The sequence below is a fragment of the Microbispora oryzae genome, from assembly GCF_017896165.1.
GTDB classification, from domain to species: Bacteria; Actinomycetota; Actinomycetes; order Streptosporangiales; family Streptosporangiaceae; genus Microbispora; species Microbispora oryzae.
In genome coordinates this window covers 99,215-115,109 of the sequence record NZ_JAFCNB010000012.1, presented here as the reverse complement: position 1 = coordinate 115,109, position 15,895 = coordinate 99,215, and the positions used below count along the sequence as shown (strand labels likewise).

The window sequence follows — 15,895 nt, the reverse complement described above, 5'->3', positions numbered from 1 at the left end:
CACGGTGAGCGACGAGCAGACGGCCCTCCCCGCGAAGGGAGGGCTGAGCCCGCGCAAGAGGCAGCGGATCAGCCGGGCCGTCCAGTACGTGATCCTCGTCGCCATCGTGGTCGTCCTGGCCTCGCTGGCGAACTGGACCGATATCCGGCAGTCGTTCCTCAATGGTCAGGTGGCCGGCGAGGGCCTGCCCGAGCTGTTCACCGTGGCCCTGCGGAACACGGTGATCTTCACCCTGAGCGGGTACGTCGTGGGCTTCGCCGCCGGCCTCGTGCTGGCGCTGATGCGGCTGTCCTCGGTGGCGCCGTACCGGTGGATCTCGATGGCCTACGTCGAGGTCTTCCGCGGCCTGCCCGCTCTGGTCATCTTCCTCATGATCGGCAGCCTGCCGCTCGCGTTCCCCGGCCTCAAGGTGCCCGGCGACGTGTACGGCCAGGTGGCCCTCGGCCTCGGCGTCGTCAGCGCGGCGTACATGGCCGAGACGTTCCGGGCCGGCCTGCAGGCGGTGCCGAAGGGACAGATGGAGGCCGCCCGTTCGCTCGGCATGCCGTACATGCGGGCGATGGTCTCGATCGTGATCCCGCAGGCGATCCGGATCGTCATCCCGCCGCTCACCAACGAGCTGGTCCTGCTGTTCAAGGACTCCTCGCTGGTCTTCGCCCTGGGCGTGACGGCGCAGCAGGTGGAGCTGGCCAAGTTCGGCAACGACCAGGCCTCCACGTTCGCCAACCCGACGCCGCTGCTGGTCTCCGGCCTGACCTACCTGCTGATCACGATCCCCCTCGGGTACGTGGCGCGGCGGCTGGAAGCACGCCAGGGAGCGACCCGATGAGCGCTGTCGAGATCAAGAATCTGCACAAGTCGTTCGGCCAGCTCGAGGTCCTCAAGGGCATCGACTTCACCGTCGAGAGCGGGCAGGTCGTCTGCGTCATCGGGCCGTCGGGCTCGGGGAAGTCGACGTTGTTGCGCTGCGTCAACCTGCTGGAGCAGCCGACGTCCGGCCAGGTGATCGTGGACGGCGTCGACCTGACCGACCCGGACGTCGACCTCGACGCGGCTCGGCGGCGGATCGGCATGGTGTTCCAGCAGTTCAACCTGTTCCCTCACCTGACGGTCCGGCGCAACGTCACGATCGCGCAGGAGCGGGTGCTCGGGCGTGGTCGCGGCGAATGCGACCAGATCGCCCGGGAGAACCTGGAACGCGTCGGTCTCCTCGACAAGACCGACGCATATCCGGGGCAGTTGTCCGGCGGACAGCAGCAGCGCGTCGCCATCGCCAGGGCCCTGGCGATGCACCCGTCGTTGATGCTCTTCGACGAGCCGACCTCGGCGCTCGACCCCGAGCTCGTCGGCGACGTCCTCACCGTCATGCGGAAGCTGGCGGAGGACGGCATGACGATGCTGGTCGTCACGCACGAGATGGGCTTCGCCCGGGAGGTCGCCGACCGGGTGGTCTTCATGGATCAGGGCGTGATCGTCGAGGACGGCCCGCCCGAGCAGGTGATCGCCGACCCGCAACACGAGCGGACCCGCGAGTTCCTCCGGCGGGTGCTGCACCCCGGCGTGTGACCTGACGAGGAGATCGGGGCCCCGTGGATCCGTCCGCGGGGCCCCGCACCGTTTCCGCGGTCACTCCGCCCCGACAAGATCGAGTCCACCTGGTGAGCGATCTGGTTGCCGGGAGGGCGGCGGAGTTAGGGTCACGACCATGGGCAAGATCTACGACAGGCTTACCGACCGGCTGCGCGAGTTCGTCTCCACACAGCCGGTCTACTTCGTCGGAACGGCTCCCGCCGGCGGCGGGCACGTCAACGTGTCGCCCAAGGGGTACGCCGACACCTTCACGGTGATCGACGACACCACCGTGGCGTACCTGGATCTCGACGGCAGCGGCGTCGAGACGATCGCCCACATCCGCGACAACGGCCGTATCACCATCATGTTCTGCGCCTTCAACGGCTCTCCGAAGGTCGTCCGCCTGTACGGCACCGGCCGCGTCGTCACACCCCACGACCCCGGCTTCGGCGAACTCATCACCCGCTTCGGGCCGCATCCCGGCGTCCGCTCGATCATCGTCGTGACCTGTGACCGGATCGCCGACTCGTGCGGCTTCTCCGTCCCCTTCATGGCGTACGAGCAGGACCGCACCTACCTCGACGAGTGGGCCTCCAGGAAGGACGTCCGGCAGCGGCGCGACTACCGGGCCAGGAACAACCGGGAGAGCATCGACGGCCTCCCGGCGCTCGCCGCCGAGGAGACCGACCCGGCGACCATCACCTCGAACAGGGGGACGGCATGAAGTGCACCCAGTGCGGCTCCACCGACCTGGATTCCGGCTTCATCGAGGACAGCGGCGAGAGGTCGAAAGGGTACAGCCGCTGGATCGCGGGACCCCTGGAGATCGGTCTGCTCGGCGGCGCGAGACGCCTCGGCAAGCCCCGCTGGGCCATCGAGGCCTTCCGCTGCGTCCAGTGCTCCCATCTGGAGCTCTTCGCCCGTCAATGAGAGCCTGATCGAGCGGTTTCACCTGCGGTAGCCGGCCATTCGTTCCAGGCGGGAGATCCGGTCGGTGATCGGCGGATGGGTGGAGAAGAGCCGCCCCACGCCGGTGCCGCGGAACGGGTTGGCGATCATCATGTGGCTCGCCGAGGCCAGCCGGGCGTTCTCCGGCAGCGGCAGCCGCCTGACCTCCATCTCGATCTTGCGGAGCGCCGAGGCCAGGCCCAGGGGATCGCCGCTCAGCCGCGCCCCCGACTCGTCGGCGGCGAACTCGCGGGACCGTGAGATCGCCATCTGGATCATGGAGGCGGCGACCGGGCCGAGGATCATCACGAGCAACGCTCCGAGGAACCCCGGCCCCTCGTCGTCGTCCGACCCGAAGAACAGGCCGATGTATCCGAAATATGTGATCATCGTGGCCAGGGCGCCCGCGATCGAGGAGATCAGGATGTCCCGGTTGTACACATGGGACAGCTCGTGGGCGATGACGCCCCTGAGCTCACGCTCGTCGAGCAGCCCGAGAAGGCCGTGAGTGACGCAGACGGCCGCCTTGCGCGGGTTGCGGCCCGTCGCGAACGCGTTCGGCTGCATGGTCGGCGAGACGTACAGCCGGGGCATCGGCTGGCGGGCGTCGTACGAGAGCTCTCGGACGATCCGGTAGAGGACCGGCTGCTCGACCTCCGACACCGGCCTGGCACGCATCGCGGACAGCGCGATCACGTCGGAGAAGAAGTAGGCGACGCCGTTGGCCGCCAGGGCCAGGAGAAAGGCGAGGCGCAGGCCGGAACCGCCGCCGAGCCAGGCCCCCGCCAGCAGGATCATCCCGGACAGTGCCCCCAGAAGAACCGCGGTGCGCAGACCGTTGTGGTGCACGCCTCCTCCTAACGGCTTGCCGTCCTGAGGTCATCTGCGACAGATCACACTCGCCGACGTGGCGGGCGGCATTTGTCGGACCCTCCGTAGCAACGCGTACGGCCTGGGCGAACGTTCCCGTGGGACATGGCGGCCGTGGCAGCCTCCCGGCAGTCGCCACCTGAGCACCGGGGATGTCACCGCATCGCTATGACTCGTCCTTCTCCGTCCCGGGAGACCGCTTGGGGAGCGACCCCGGCGGCCGGATGGAGCGGACGTCCCTCATCGGCCTCGGCGCCCGGCGCTCGGTCCTTTCCTGGGCCGGCGGTCTGAGCGGCGCGGCAGCAGGCCCCGCCGAGTCTTCGGGCGGCTCGGGCCGGGCGCCCTGCGCCGCCGGCTCCGGCGAGACGGCGGGGACGGCCGGGGCCGCCGCCGAGGTTCCGGCCGGACGTGGACGACCGGCGGGTGCGGGCCGGGACCCGGTGGTCATCTCCTTGGGCCGCTCCGCCCCGATCTCGTGCGCGGGGGGCGGCGGAACGGTCGGCGCCCACTCCCCCAGCCGCTCCTTCTCATGGAGGAGGTCACGGACGTCGTATTCGGCGTATTCGAACTCCGGAGACCAGAACAACGCGTCGAACGGGCAGACCTCGATGCAGATGCCGCAGTACATGCACAGCGAGAAGTCGATCGCGAACCGGTCGAGCACGTTGCGGGCCCGGGGCCGGCCGCCGTCGGGCGCGGGAAGCGTCTCCTTGTGCGAGTCGACGTAGACGCACCAGTCGGGGCACTCCCTGGCGCAGAGCATGCAGACCGTGCAGTTCTCCTCGACCAGGGCGATCACGCCCCGGCTGCGGGCAGGCGGGTCGGGCCGGACCTCGGGATACTGCCGCGTCTCCGATCCGCGCGACGGGTGACCGGTCACCGCCGACCCATCTCCTGGTACGCCTCCTGGTATTCGCCCCACACGAGACATCATCGCGCACTCCGGGCCTCGCGCGGACGGATGGCTCCCTCCATGGGTTTTCCACATTGTCCACAGGGCTGTCCCCAGCTTCTCCACAGGATGTTCACCGAAACGACGCACGCAGGTAGGCCGCGATTGCCGAGAAATTACCCACCGTGGGCCTCTCCCGGCTCCGGACGAAACCGGCGTTCACTCGGCGAGTCGCAGCGGGAGCCGTCGTCGCCATGGTGATCTCGGTTCTGGGGATGGCTCAGTCGTCTGCGCGTTCCCGGCCCGACCAGTCGGCCGGGACGCCGGGCGGCAGCATCTTGCGGCGGGACGGCGATCCGTGGCCGGACTCACCCGGCTCCTTGGCCCCCGGCCAGGGTTTGGCGACCCGGGCGGCCAGGACGAAGTCCTTGCGCAGGGGGTGGCCCTCGAAGCCGTCCGGAAGCAGCAGCGGCCGCGGGTCGGGATGGCCGTCGAAGACGATCCCGAACATCTCCCGGGTCTCCCGTTCATGCCAGTCGGCGCCGCGGAACACTCCGGTGGCGGTGGGCAGCCGGGGATCGGCGCGGGGGACACGGGTCCGCACCAGCAGATGGGCGATGGCGACCGGGTCGAAGACGTGGGCGACGACGCCGAAGGCGTCCGGCGGCTCGTCGACCCCGGCCAGCCAGTCGAAGAACTCGTAGCCCCGGGACCGGGCGAACGCGAGCGCGTCCACCCATTCGGCCGGCTCCACGTCGACGACGAGTTGCCCGAACGCCTCGGAGACGCGGGAGCCGTACCGCTCGCGAACGGCTGTGGCGGCGGTCACGACTCCTCCTCCAGCGCCAGGGGGGCACCCACGATGCGCTCCTGCAGCTTCATGATCCCGTGCAGCAGCGCCTCGGGCCGGGGCGGGCAGCCGGGGACGTAGACGTCCACCGGGATGATCTGGTCGACGCCCTTGGTGACACAGTAGGAGTCCCAGTACGGCCCGCCGGAGTTGGAGCAGGCACCGAACGAGATCACATACTTCGGGTCGGGCATCTGGTCGTAGAGGCGTTTGACGGCCGGGGCCATCTTGTCCGTGACCGTGCCGGAGACGATCATCAGGTCGGCCCGCCGGGGGCCTTCCGCGAACGGGTCGACCCCGAATCGGATGAAGTCGTGCCTGTTCATCGAGGTGGCGACGAACTCGACGGCGCAGCAGGCGAGCCCGAAGTTGAACACCCACAGTGAATAGCGGCGACCCCAGTTCAGCACGAACTTCATCGGCCTGGGGGCCAACCCGGACGCAGCGCCCACGGAGGGCATCGGGAGATCACTCACCGCCATGACATCCATTCTCCTCCCAGCGACGGCGCCCTCTCGCGCCAGGCGTACCGGATGCCGACCCCGGGAGCTGTAGGTCGCGGAGCGGCCGGAACCGGCACGAGGCGACGGGACACCTGGGCACAGGAGCTGAAATATCTGTCCACAGCCAGTCCCAGTCGTGCCCGGCGTCACTCGGGAAGCCGTGGTCTCACGGAGTGACCACCTGCGGGCCATACCTGGACGGCACGCATATAGTTGAGGATCGTGACCCGATACATGCTCGTCTCTCGCTTGCACGTGGACCTGTGCCGGCTCGGAGCGGGTCAGTGTCGTCCGGACGGTTCACGACGCCGATCACTTCGCTGATAACGGCAAGGCCCGCGCCGTCGACGACGACGGCAGTCGAGCACCCACGGAGTCACGGCCCCGCCCCCTGGGGATTCACCGACACCCGGTGCGCCGACATGCGCATGACGGAAACAAGCGCGTCCCGACCGATCTAGCATGGACATGAGAGCGTGCCACGGCGGAGACGCCCGGGCGCGTAAGGAGGACTGAGGAGCTGTGACCAAGCAGGTTCAGCAACTCGACCGCGTGATCATCCGGTTCGCCGGTGACTCCGGCGACGGCATGCAGCTGACCGGTGACCGGTTCACCGCGGAAACCGGCCAGTTCGGCAACGACCTGTCGACGTTGCCCAACTTCCCGGCCGAGATCCGGGCACCCGCAGGCACCCTGCCGGGAGTGTCGAGTTTCCAGCTGCACTTCGCCGACCATGACATCCTGACCCCGGGCGACGCGCCTAACGTGCTCGTCGCGATGAATCCGGCCGCCCTCAAGGCCAACCTGGGCGACCTGCCGCGCGGGGCTGACATCATCGCCAACACCGACGAGTTCACCAAGCGCAACCTGCAGAAGGTCGGCTACGCCGGCGACCCCGTCGAGGACGGGTCGCTGTCGGAGTGGCGGGTCCACGCCGTTCCGCTGACCTCGCTGACCGTGCGCGCGCTCGAGGGCTACGACATCTCCAAGAAGGACGCCGAGCGGGCCAAGAACATGTTCGCCCTCGGCCTGCTGTCGTGGCTCTACAACCGGCCGACCGAGGGGACGATCAAGTTCCTGGAGGCCAAGTTCGCCAAGAAGCCCGAGATCGCCAAGGCCAACATCGCCGCCTTCCAGGCCGGCTGGAACTACGGCGAGACCACCGAGTCGTTCTCGGTCTCCTACGAGGTCAAGCCCGCGACCCTGGCCCCGGGCGTCTACCGCAACATCTCCGGCAACCAGGCGCTGGCCTACGGCCTCATCGCCGCGTCGGTGCAGTCGAAGCTGCCGCTGTTCCTGGGCTCCTACCCGATCACCCCGGCCTCCGACATCCTGCACGAGCTGTCCAAGCACAAGCGGTTCGGCATCCGCACCTTCCAGGCGGAGGACGAGATCGCCGGCGTCGGCGCCGCGCTGGGCGCGGCCTTCGGCGGTTCGCTCGGCGTGACGACGACCAGCGGGCCGGGCGTCGCGCTGAAGGCCGAGACCGTCGGCCTGGCCGTCACGACGGAGCTGCCGCTGATCGTGGTGGACGTGCAGCGGGCCGGCCCGTCGACCGGCATGCCGACCAAGACCGAGCAGACCGACCTGTTGATGGCCATGTTCGGCCGCAACGGCGAGTCGCCCGTGCCGGTCCTGGCCCCGGCCACGCCGTCCGACTGTTTCGACACGGCAATCGAGGCGGCCCGGATCGCGCTGAAGTACCGCACGCCGGTCATGCTGCTCTCGGACGGCTACCTGGCCAACGGCTCCGAGCCGTGGCGGGTGCCCGAGATGTCCGAGCTGCCGGACATCTCCGTGGCCTTCACCACGGAGCCGAACGCCGACGACGGCGCCTACCTGCCGTTCAAGCGCGACCCCGAGACGCTCGCCCGTCCCTGGGCCGTCCCGGGCACCGCCGGGCTTGAGCACCGGATCGGCGGCATCGAGAAGGCGGACGGCACCGGCAACATCTCCTACGACCCGGACAACCACGACCGGATGGTCCGGCTGCGGCAGGCGAAGATCGACGGCATCGACGTGCCCGATCTGGCCGTGGACGACCCCGACGGGGACGCCCGGGTGCTCGTGCTCGGCTGGGGCTCGACCTACGGCCCGATCGCCGCCGCCGTACGGCGGGCCCGCCGCAATGGGGGCAAGGTCGCCCAGGCCCACCTGCGTCACCTCAACCCGCTGCCCGCCAACACGGGCGACGTGCTGCGCGCCTACGACAAGGTGCTGCTGCCGGAGATCAACCTCGGCCAGCTCGCCATGCTGCTGCGGGCCCGCTTCCTGGTCGACATCATCAGCTACAACCGCGTGCGCGGGCTTCCGTTCAAGGCCGAGGAACTGGCCGGAGTCATTCAGGACGTGATCGACAGTGACTGAGAGCCTCAACGGCAAGGGCCTCGCCCTGGTGCCCAGGACCGACACTCCCCAGACCCTCAAGGACTTCAAGTCCGACCAGGAGGTGCGGTGGTGCCCGGGATGCGGTGACTACGCCATCCTCGCCGCCGTCCAGAGCTTCCTGCCGGAGCTCGGCCTGCGCCGGGAGAACATCGTGTTCGTCTCCGGCATCGGCTGCTCCTCGCGGTTCCCCTACTACCTCAACACGTACGGCTTCCACTCGATCCACGGGCGGGCGCCGGCCATCGCGACGGGCCTGGCCGCGTCCCGGCCCGACCTGTCGGTGTGGGTGATCACGGGTGACGGCGACGCGCTGTCGATCGGCGGCAACCACCTGATCCACGCGCTGCGCCGCAATGTCAACCTGAACATCCTGCTGTTCAACAACAGGATCTACGGCCTGACCAAGGGGCAGTACTCCCCCACCTCCGAGGTCGGCAAGATCACCAAGTCGACGCCGATGGGCTCGCTCGACAAGCCGTTCAACCCGATCTCGCTGGCGCTCGGAGCCGAGGCCGGGTTCGTCGCCCGGACGATCGACTCCGACCGCAAGCACCTGCAGGGTGTGCTGCGGGAGGCCGCGGCGCACCGGGGCGCCTCGCTGGTGGAGATCTACCAGAACTGCAACATCTTCAACGACGGAGCCTTCGACGCCCTGAAGGACCCGTCCCTGCGTGACGACATCACGGTGAAGCTGGAGCACGGCAAGCCGATCGTCTTCGGCACCGGGGAGAACGAGAGGGCCGTACGGCTGTCGCGCACGGGCGGCGTCGAGGTGGTGCGCCGGTCCGAGGTCGCCGACGACGAGATCCTCGTGCACGACGCGCACAACCCCGACCCGTCGACGGCGTTCGCCCTGTCGCGGCTGGACGACCCGGCGTTCGAGCACGTGCCGATCGGGATCTTCCGGTCGATCGACCGGCCGGCCTACGACCAGCTCATGAAGGAGCAGTTGGAGGCCGCCACCGCCGCCCAGGGCCCGGGAGACCTCGACCGGCTCCTCCACTCCGGCGATACCTGGACCATTCGCTGATATCAGTCCATATCAAGTAACACCGCCCAACGCGCCGCGATATATCCCCTGGGAACGGGACCGGAGAATCATGCGCGCGTTGGGCGGTTTGCTGTGGTTGCCGAGGTCGAGGTCGAGACGCCCGGTGAAGGGGAGCGGCCTCGCCTCCGTTCGCGGGCGAACGCGTTCAACCTGCTCCGGCTGCTGGGCGCGCTCGCGGTCATCGTCGAGCACAGCTGGGTGCTGTCAGGCCACGGCTCGCCGCTCTACCCGGCGAGCGGCATCGGGGTCGGCGGCATCGGTGTGGGGGTCTTCTTCCTCATCAGCGGCTATCTGATCAGTGAGAGTTGGCTGTCCGACCCCTCCCCACGCCGCTACGCGGTGCGGCGGGCGTTGCGGATCTACCCGGCGTATCTGGTGGTGATCGTCGCATCGGTCCTGATCCTCGGGCCGATCGCGACCACTCTCCCGGTCGGCGACTACTTCTCCCGGTGGGGCACCTGGAGCTACCTGATCAGAGGGCTGACCGTGTTTCCGGTCGGCTACGAGCTGCCCGGGCTGTTCGAGGGTCTGCCCTATCCCCGGGCCGTCAACGGCTCCCTGTGGACGATCCCCGTCGAGGTGCTCTGTTACATCGGCGTGGCCCTGCTGGGCCGGTGGGGGCTGCTGCGACGACGGGCCGTACTCGTCGCGCTCATCGTCGCCGCGCTTGCGATCGCCACCGCCGTGCACCTGACCGGGTACGTGGGCGGGCTGGTCCCCTTCCTGCTGTCCGCCTACGCCGCCGGGCCGATCGCCTTCTTCACGATCGGCATGCTGGTCCGGGAGACCCGCTGGCGGCCGCCCCTGTGGCTGACCGCGGCGGCGTCGGCCGCCTGGGCCGCATTGTGGGTCACTCCGCTGGCCAACCTCGCGGCGATCGGCGCGGTCTCCTGTCTGACGTTCACCGTGGCCTTCCGGGCGCCGGCCGTGCTGCACCGACCGACGGGGAGCTATGACCTCTCCTACGGCACCTATCTGCTGGCCTTCCCCGTTCAGCAGCTACTCGTGCGGTCGGGGATGCGCACGCCCGTGGCCGTCATGCTCGCCACCACGGCCATCGTCCTGCCGCTGGCGGCGCTCAGCTGGCGGCTGATCGAACGGCCGGCGTTGCGGCTGCGCGGCAGGCGACGTGACCGGCAACATGGCCCGCAACATGGCCGGGATCGGCAGGACCGTCCCCCTACGGCGGTGTGAAGTCCCGTCCCGCGTCCTTTTCCACCTGGGCCAGCAGCCGTTGCAGATGCAGGCCCCGGTTGACGTCGATGGCGTGTGGCCGTCCCGTGCGCACCGCCAGCGCGAACTCCGAGCGCAGGGCGGCCCGGGTGGAAGTCGAGTCCTCCGGCAGGGTGCCGAAGTCCAGGACGAGGCCACCTTCCGGCCCGACCACCTCGTAGACCGTTTTCTTGGCGCCGCGCACCCTGCCGCAAAGGGCGAGCTGGCTGACCGCTCCTCCCCCGTGCAGGCAGGTAAGCGCGAGGAAACCGGCCGGATCGCCGGCCGCCCGGACCTCGACTATCCGCCCGAGCGCCGCGTCGAGCATGTCGAGGCCGTGCGGGCCGGTGTTGTAGAGCACGCCGCCGCGTCCCCGCCAGGGACTGTTCACGTAGGTGCCGTCGAGGAAGTGGGGGGTGAACTGGCAGGCGCGACCACCGAGCGGCCGGAGCTCCCGTGCCCGTGCCAGGAACTCCCGCACCGCGGGCCGGTACCGGTTGGTGAGCACGAGCTGGCTCACCACACCGGTCGCGTCCACCACCTCCGTGAGGCGCTCGGCCTCCTCCACCGTGAGCGCGATGGGTTTCTCCAGCAACACCGCGCGTCCCGCCAGCGCCGCCTCCGCCGCGAGCGGGGCCTGCACGTCGGGGGGCACGGCGAAGACCACGGCCTCACAGTGGGCCAGCAACTCGTTGTAGTCGGTGAAGGGACGCGCGCCGAAGCGGTCCGCGAGCGCCCGCGCCGCCTCGGGACGGCGGGCCCACACCCCCGTCAGGCGCGTTTCCGGCCCTGCCGCGAAGACCGGAGCGTGGAACTCACGTGCCCATGGACCGGCGCCGACCAGCCCGACCTCGACCGGCGCGACCTCACACACGCCGGTCACGGCGTGACCCTGTAGACGTGGTAGGCGTACTCCGCGCCGAATGAGTCGGGGAAGGCGCCCTTGGTGACCGGGATTGTCCGGTTCTCGAAGAGCACCTCGACCCGGCGCGCGGACGCGAGCTCGGGCGGCAGGGTCAGCGTGTGCGATCCGAGCGGGCCCGCCCGCCTGACCATGGCGAAGACGTAGCACGAACCGCCGTAGCACTTGAGCATCGTGTCCAGGTCCGGGGAGAACCTGTGCACGTACGACTGGGTGTTCAGCACCGGCGCCAGCTCCCGGATCCGCCGGTTCATCTCGGTGACCGCCGCGCGCATCCCGGCGTAGCAGGGTTCGCGCAGCAGGTGGTAGGAGGGACAGGGGCCGCCGAAGCTGTGATTGAAGTAGACGATGCCGCGCGCCTCGTGGATCAGCGAACTCATCACCGCCCCGGCCATCTGGGGGGCGTCGATCGTCCGCGTCCCCTCCTTGCTGGGCCACCCGAGCTCGACGAACGCGTAGAGCGGCTGCCTGCGGCCGTCCATCGCGTCGAGCATGCGCATGCGGTCGACGACGGCGCCGTAGTCGGCGGCGAGCGGGCACTCCGCGGCCGCCCATTTGAAGAACAGCCCGGCCTCCTGGCAGATGCCGGGGTCCGTGTACCAGTACATGTCGGCGGACGTGGCGTCGGTGTAGGGATTGACGAACTTGCCGGCCTCCGCAGGCGCCTGCCAGAACTGCACGCCCTTGCCATAGTTGGCGTAGTACATCCGGTCGCCGCCCTTGGGCAGCCTGTCCTTCAGCGTCCGCATCGCGGTGTAGCCGCAGGGCGGTTTCTCCGGGACGCACGGCGCGCCCTCACCGGGATAGTCGCCGCTCCAGTGGCCGTCGCCCGGTCCCGCCCACATGTCCGCCTCGTCGGCTATGAGCCAGCCGACCGTCTCGGCGCCCATACCCGGGTGCGGCTTGCCGACCAGGGCGGACATGCCGTTCGACCGGATCAGGTTCAGGTCGCTGTCGTCGGTGAGCTCAACGTAGGTGTTGAGGCCCGCACCCTTGTCCAGGGCGACGTCCTTGCCGTCGCGCACCGACTCGTACCACACGCCCACGGGGAAGAACGAGGGGTTGACCCACCCCATCGCCTTCGCGGCGGCGAACCTCCCATAGTAGGCCGGGCCCCCTTCCCAGGGCACCCTCGGCAGGCTGAGGTCCTGCGCGACGCACGGGGCGCTCGCGCTGGCGACGCATCCAGCCAGGATCAACGCGATGAAAACCGCCAGCAGCCTGAGCAAGCGTCCGCTTCCCTGTTTGGCGGCCAATGCCTCTCCTGTCGCCGGATCGTCGTGCCGTCATGGAGTGATCTTGTAGATGTGGTACGCGTACTCGGCCTCGAATGTGTCGCCGAACCCGCCCGCGTCGATGGGGACGGTGCGGTCCTCGAAGAGGACCTCGGCCTTCTTCGCCCCGGCGAGGGCGGGTGGCAGAGCGAACCGCCGGGCACCCGTCCGCGCGCCCCGTGCGACCATCGCGAACAAGTAGTAGGAGCCCTTGTACCGCTTAAGCACGGCGTCGACTCCTGGTGCGAAGTCGTACTCGTAGGACTGCGTGTTGAGCACCGGGGCCAGCGCGGCGATCTGCCTGTTGATCTCGGTCACCGCCGGCCTGATGGTGTCGCCGCACTGGTCGCGCAGCAGGTTCATCGACTGGCACGACCCGCCGAAGGAATGGTTGAAGTAGATGACGCCCCGGGCGCCGTGGATCAGGGAGCTCATGACGGCCCCCTTCATCTGCTCCGGCCGGATCACACCGGTGGCCTTCTTGCCCGGGTAGCCCAACTCGATGAAGGCGTACACGGGTTGCAGACGGCCGTCGCGGGCGTCGAGCGCCCGCTGCCGGTCGATGATCGCCCCATAGTTGGCCGCGAGCCGGCACTGGGCGGGCGGCAGGTTCATGAACTGCCGTGCCTCGTCGCAGGCGTAGACGTTGGTGTACCAGTACAGGTCAGTGGAGACGATGTCGGTGAAGCCGTTGACGAACTTCGCCGCCTGCTCATCGGACTCCCAGTACATGACGCCCTTGCCGTAGTTCGCATAGCGGAGACGACCGTCGTTCGGCACTCCGGCGGCGAGCGTCCGCATGGCGGTGTAACCGCACGGCCGGTCCTTGTCCGTGCATGCCGTGCCGTCGAACGTCTGCGTTCCGGTCCAGGCTCCGTCACCCGGCCCGCCCCACATGTCGGCCTCGTCGCCGATGAGCCAGCCCACGGTCTCCGCGCCCGCACCCGGGAGGGGGCCACTGGTCAGCGCGGACATGCCCTTGGAGCGTAACAGGCGGACATCGCTGTCATCCGTCAGTTCGACGTATGTGTTGATCCCGGCGGCCTTGTCCTGAGCCACCTCCTCAGCCGTATGTACGGACGCGTACCAAATGCCGATAGGGAAGAAGGAAGGCTTGGCCCACCCGGCACGTGCGGCCTCGCCGAAGCGCGCGTAGTAGCCGGGGCCGCCGTCCCACGGCACCGGCCGCAACACCGACGGCCGGGGCGACGGCGTCGCCGCGCCTTCGACGCCCGGCGTCGAGCACGCGGCCGTAAGAGCCGCGACGGCGACCGTGAGCGCGAGCGGCCCCCATCGCCTCATCGCGCGCTCCGCCGCTCGGCCAGCGTCACGAGTTCGGCGGCCCGTGCGGACCAGTCCGCGGCGGCGACCGAGTCGCGCAGCGTCTCCGGCGACGCGGGCGCTCCCTCCGACAGCGACGCGCGGACGGCCTTGACGAACAGGTCGGGTGTGGCCGCCACGCGCACCCGGTCCACGTAGCCGGCCAGTTCCAGATAGTCGGTGCTCACCACGGGCAGACCCAGCGCGAGGTACTCCTTCAGCTTGATCGGGTTGGCGTGCCTGATCCAACTGTTGTCCAGCCAGGGCATGATCGCCACGTCGAAGCCGGAGCCGTACGCGGGTATCTGCTCGTACGGCCGGAAGCCCAGCCAGTGGACGTTGGGGTGGCGGGTGAGCCGGTCCATCGGACCGTTCCCGTCCCCCACCAGCACCAGGGAGACGTCCGGCATCTCGACGGCGATCCGCTCCAGCAGCTCGAAGTCCACGACGAAGTCGTCGAGAGCGCCGAAGAAGCCCACCCGGGGGCCGGGAATCGCGCGCAGGTCGGCGGGGTGGTGCTCCGGCGGGCGGCGCCGGAAGTGCGCCAGGTCCACACCGTGGTCGAGGAAGTAGGCCCGGTCTCCGGTCAGCGCCCGCTCCTCCGCCATGAGCGCCCTGCTCACGTAAATCACGTGATCGGCGCCTCTCAGCAGGTCGCGCTCCAGCGCCTCGATGACCTCCCGGTCGGATTCCGGGAACGCGGAGTGCCGATCGGAGCGGTTGAAGATGAGTCCCCGTCTGCGCATCGGCCGGACCACGTCCCACGCCGTGGGGATGGTCACCATGATCATCGGCTCGCGCAGACCCAGCACCCGGCACACCGCCCACACCTGCGACCGAACGAGGGCCGCGTTGACCCAGCGGCCGAGACGCGAGCCGTACAGCGGCAGCGGCAGCGGGGACATCACGTAGAACTCGGGCGACGGACGCCGCAGGAATCTGGCGACGCTCGCCAGTTTGCGGCCGATCCTGCGGAGCGTATGCGTGGACTTGCCCGGCGTCGGCATGCGCATGCCGATGCTGTTGACGACCAGGACCCGGCGCCGCGCGGACACGTGGCGCATGAGCTGGAAGTCGGAGTGCGCCCTGTTGTGATACCACCAGTCCTGCGCGGAGAAGCAGACGTAGCCGGACGGCTCGTCCGCCCGCTCCTGGGCACCGCCGGGCGTGGCGGGCCACCGTGGCATCGTCATCAGCTCCCGCAGCGCCGCCCGGTGCTTGCGGCCCGGCGCGCCGGGCCGGGTGACGGCGCGGATCGCCTCGTTGAGCGCGACGGCGGCCCTCATCGTCCCGCCGCGGATCCGGCCGTGGCGCTGTCTGTGCAGCCGCACCCGGTTCGCCGTCGCGAGCGTCCACAGCGGCACGGAGGTCGCCTGCTCCCCGCCGAGGTGGACGGCGACCGCCGCGGGCTCGTACCGGACGGCGAATCCCCGCTCCCCGGCGCGCAGCATGTACTCGGTCTCCTCCGAATAGAGGAAGTACCGCTCGTCCAGTGCGCCCGTGGCGTCGATGCAGGCACGCGAGATCAGCCAGGCGGCTCCGGTCGCCCACTCCACCACGCCCGGCGACTCGTAGGCGGCGGGATCGAGCACCAGCTCGCCCAATGACGCACGCGTTCCGGCCCGGTTGCCGCCGAGGACCGCCTCCCCGAGCGCGCGCAGCACCGTGGGCCGCCGCCGCAGGGAGGGCTGGGTGTCCCCGTCGGCGCCCAGGAGCCGGGGCACGGCGATCCCCGTGCCCGGGACGTCGAGGGCCCCGCGCAGCGCGGCGACCGAACCCGGCCGCAGCCGGATGTCGGCGTTCAGCACCAGCACGTCACAGCCCTCGGCCGCGGCGATCCCGACGTTGACCCCGGCGGCGAACCCGCCGTTGCGCCCCGTCCGGATCAGCTCGACCCCGTCGCCGAACGCCAGCACCCGGTCGGCGGTGTCGTCCGGGGAGTCGTTGTCCACCACGATGACCCTGGCGGGACCGGCCCCGGTCAGGGCCGGGCCAAGCGAACGCAGGCACTCCTCGATGACCCCGGCGCTGCCGTACGCGACGATCACCACGGCGAGAGGCGGCCATGCTGGCACAGACATGCGGAAACCTAT

Annotated in this window: 16 protein-coding genes; 8 read left to right on the top strand and 8 right to left on the bottom strand. The window is 69.7% G+C overall.

What is annotated here, in order from left to right; genetic code table 11:
* Positions 1-4: 4 nt before the first annotated feature.
* From JOL79_RS21750 to JOL79_RS21735, 4 genes are all read left to right on the top strand, one after another.
* Complete coding sequence (locus tag JOL79_RS21750; RefSeq protein WP_307848659.1) at positions 5-829, top strand: amino acid ABC transporter permease; 825 nt, start codon at positions 5-7, stop codon at positions 827-829.
* Positions 826-1,566 (top strand): amino acid ABC transporter ATP-binding protein, encoded by a 741-nt coding sequence (locus JOL79_RS21745; protein WP_210157722.1) that lies wholly within the window; start codon positions 826-828, stop codon positions 1,564-1,566. The genes JOL79_RS21750 and JOL79_RS21745 overlap by 4 nt, the downstream gene beginning before the upstream one ends.
* A 139-nt stretch (positions 1,567-1,705) precedes the next feature.
* Positions 1,706-2,296 (top strand): pyridoxamine 5'-phosphate oxidase family protein, encoded by a 591-nt coding sequence (locus tag JOL79_RS21740; protein WP_210157721.1) that lies wholly within the window; start codon positions 1,706-1,708, stop codon positions 2,294-2,296.
* Complete coding sequence (locus tag JOL79_RS21735; protein WP_210157720.1) at positions 2,293-2,502, top strand: hypothetical protein; 210 nt, start codon at positions 2,293-2,295, stop codon at positions 2,500-2,502. Before JOL79_RS21740 ends, JOL79_RS21735 begins: the two co-directional genes overlap by 4 nt.
* An 18-nt stretch (positions 2,503-2,520) precedes the next feature.
* Here JOL79_RS21735 and htpX read toward each other — a convergent pair whose 3' ends face one another.
* From htpX to JOL79_RS21715, 4 genes are all read right to left on the bottom strand, one after another.
* Positions 2,521-3,369, bottom strand: a complete 849-nt coding sequence (gene htpX, locus JOL79_RS21730; protein ID WP_210157719.1) for a zinc metalloprotease HtpX — start codon at positions 3,367-3,369, stop codon at positions 2,521-2,523.
* A 187-nt stretch (positions 3,370-3,556) separates the two neighbouring features.
* Positions 3,557-4,270 (bottom strand): 4Fe-4S binding protein, encoded by a 714-nt coding sequence (locus JOL79_RS21725; protein ID WP_307848658.1) that lies wholly within the window; start codon positions 4,268-4,270, stop codon positions 3,557-3,559.
* 292 nt (positions 4,271-4,562) lie between these two features.
* Positions 4,563-5,111, bottom strand: coding sequence for an NADH-quinone oxidoreductase subunit C (locus tag JOL79_RS21720; protein ID WP_210157717.1), 549 nt, complete (start codon positions 5,109-5,111; stop codon positions 4,563-4,565).
* Positions 5,108-5,551: an NADH-quinone oxidoreductase subunit B gene (locus tag JOL79_RS21715; protein WP_230985207.1), complete on the bottom strand. Its 444-nt coding sequence runs from the start codon at positions 5,549-5,551 to the stop codon at positions 5,108-5,110. Before JOL79_RS21715 ends, JOL79_RS21720 begins: the two co-directional genes overlap by 4 nt.
* 318 nt (positions 5,552-5,869) lie before the next feature.
* On the opposite strand from JOL79_RS21715, the gene JOL79_RS35860 reads away from it, so the two are divergent.
* From JOL79_RS35860 to JOL79_RS21700, 4 genes are all read left to right on the top strand, one after another.
* The gene (locus JOL79_RS35860; RefSeq protein ID WP_372446801.1) at positions 5,870-5,959 is read left to right on the top strand and encodes a putative leader peptide; all 90 of its coding nucleotides are present in this window, start codon (positions 5,870-5,872) and stop codon (positions 5,957-5,959) included.
* Between the two features lie 198 nt (positions 5,960-6,157).
* The gene (locus JOL79_RS21710; protein ID WP_210157715.1) at positions 6,158-8,002 is read left to right on the top strand and encodes a 2-oxoacid:acceptor oxidoreductase subunit alpha; all 1,845 of its coding nucleotides are present in this window, start codon (positions 6,158-6,160) and stop codon (positions 8,000-8,002) included.
* The gene (locus tag JOL79_RS21705; protein WP_210157714.1) at positions 7,995-9,053 is read left to right on the top strand and encodes a thiamine pyrophosphate-dependent enzyme; all 1,059 of its coding nucleotides are present in this window, start codon (positions 7,995-7,997) and stop codon (positions 9,051-9,053) included. Before JOL79_RS21710 ends, JOL79_RS21705 begins: the two co-directional genes overlap by 8 nt.
* A gap of 93 nt (positions 9,054-9,146) precedes the next feature.
* Positions 9,147-10,268: an acyltransferase family protein gene (locus tag JOL79_RS21700; protein ID WP_210157713.1), complete on the top strand. Its 1,122-nt coding sequence runs from the start codon at positions 9,147-9,149 to the stop codon at positions 10,266-10,268.
* Here JOL79_RS21700 and JOL79_RS34240 read toward each other — a convergent pair.
* Genes JOL79_RS34240 through JOL79_RS21685 form a run of 4 tightly spaced genes read right to left on the bottom strand, consistent with a single transcriptional unit; the run spans position 10,255 to position 15,883 of the window.
* Positions 10,255-11,169, bottom strand: a complete 915-nt coding sequence (locus tag JOL79_RS34240; protein ID WP_307848657.1) for a Gfo/Idh/MocA family protein — start codon at positions 11,167-11,169, stop codon at positions 10,255-10,257. The two genes, JOL79_RS21700 and JOL79_RS34240, sit on opposite strands and share 14 nt — an antisense overlap.
* The gene (locus tag JOL79_RS34235; protein WP_230985206.1) at positions 11,166-12,437 is read right to left on the bottom strand and encodes a hypothetical protein; all 1,272 of its coding nucleotides are present in this window, start codon (positions 12,435-12,437) and stop codon (positions 11,166-11,168) included. Before JOL79_RS34235 ends, JOL79_RS34240 begins: the two co-directional genes overlap by 4 nt.
* A 57-nt stretch (positions 12,438-12,494) precedes the next feature.
* Complete coding sequence (locus tag JOL79_RS21690; RefSeq protein ID WP_210157711.1) at positions 12,495-13,784, bottom strand: hypothetical protein; 1,290 nt, start codon at positions 13,782-13,784, stop codon at positions 12,495-12,497.
* On the bottom strand, positions 13,781-15,883 hold the full coding sequence (locus JOL79_RS21685; protein ID WP_210157710.1) for a glycosyltransferase: 2,103 nt from the start codon (positions 15,881-15,883) through the stop codon (positions 13,781-13,783). The genes JOL79_RS21690 and JOL79_RS21685 overlap by 4 nt, the downstream gene beginning before the upstream one ends.
* Between the last annotated feature and the right edge of the window lie 12 nt (positions 15,884-15,895).

Bases quoted from the DNA above. Each gene is read 5' to 3' on its own strand.
- JOL79_RS21740 (WP_210157721.1), top strand. From the start codon at position 1,706: ATGGGCAAGATCTACGACAGGCTTACCGACCGGCTGCGCGAGTTCGTC.
- JOL79_RS35860 (WP_372446801.1), top strand. From the start codon at position 5,870: ATGCTCGTCTCTCGCTTGCACGTGGACCTGTGCCGGCTCGGAGCGGGT.
- JOL79_RS21685 (WP_210157710.1), bottom strand. From the start codon at position 15,883: ATGTCTGTGCCAGCATGGCCGCCTCTCGCCGTGGTGATCGTCGCGTAC.
- JOL79_RS21715 (WP_230985207.1), bottom strand. From the start codon at position 5,551: ATGAAGTTCGTGCTGAACTGGGGTCGCCGCTATTCACTGTGGGTGTTC.
- JOL79_RS21690 (WP_210157711.1), bottom strand. From the start codon at position 13,784: ATGAGGCGATGGGGGCCGCTCGCGCTCACGGTCGCCGTCGCGGCTCTT.
- JOL79_RS21745 (WP_210157722.1), top strand. From the start codon at position 826: ATGAGCGCTGTCGAGATCAAGAATCTGCACAAGTCGTTCGGCCAGCTC.
- JOL79_RS21735 (WP_210157720.1), top strand. From the start codon at position 2,293: ATGAAGTGCACCCAGTGCGGCTCCACCGACCTGGATTCCGGCTTCATC.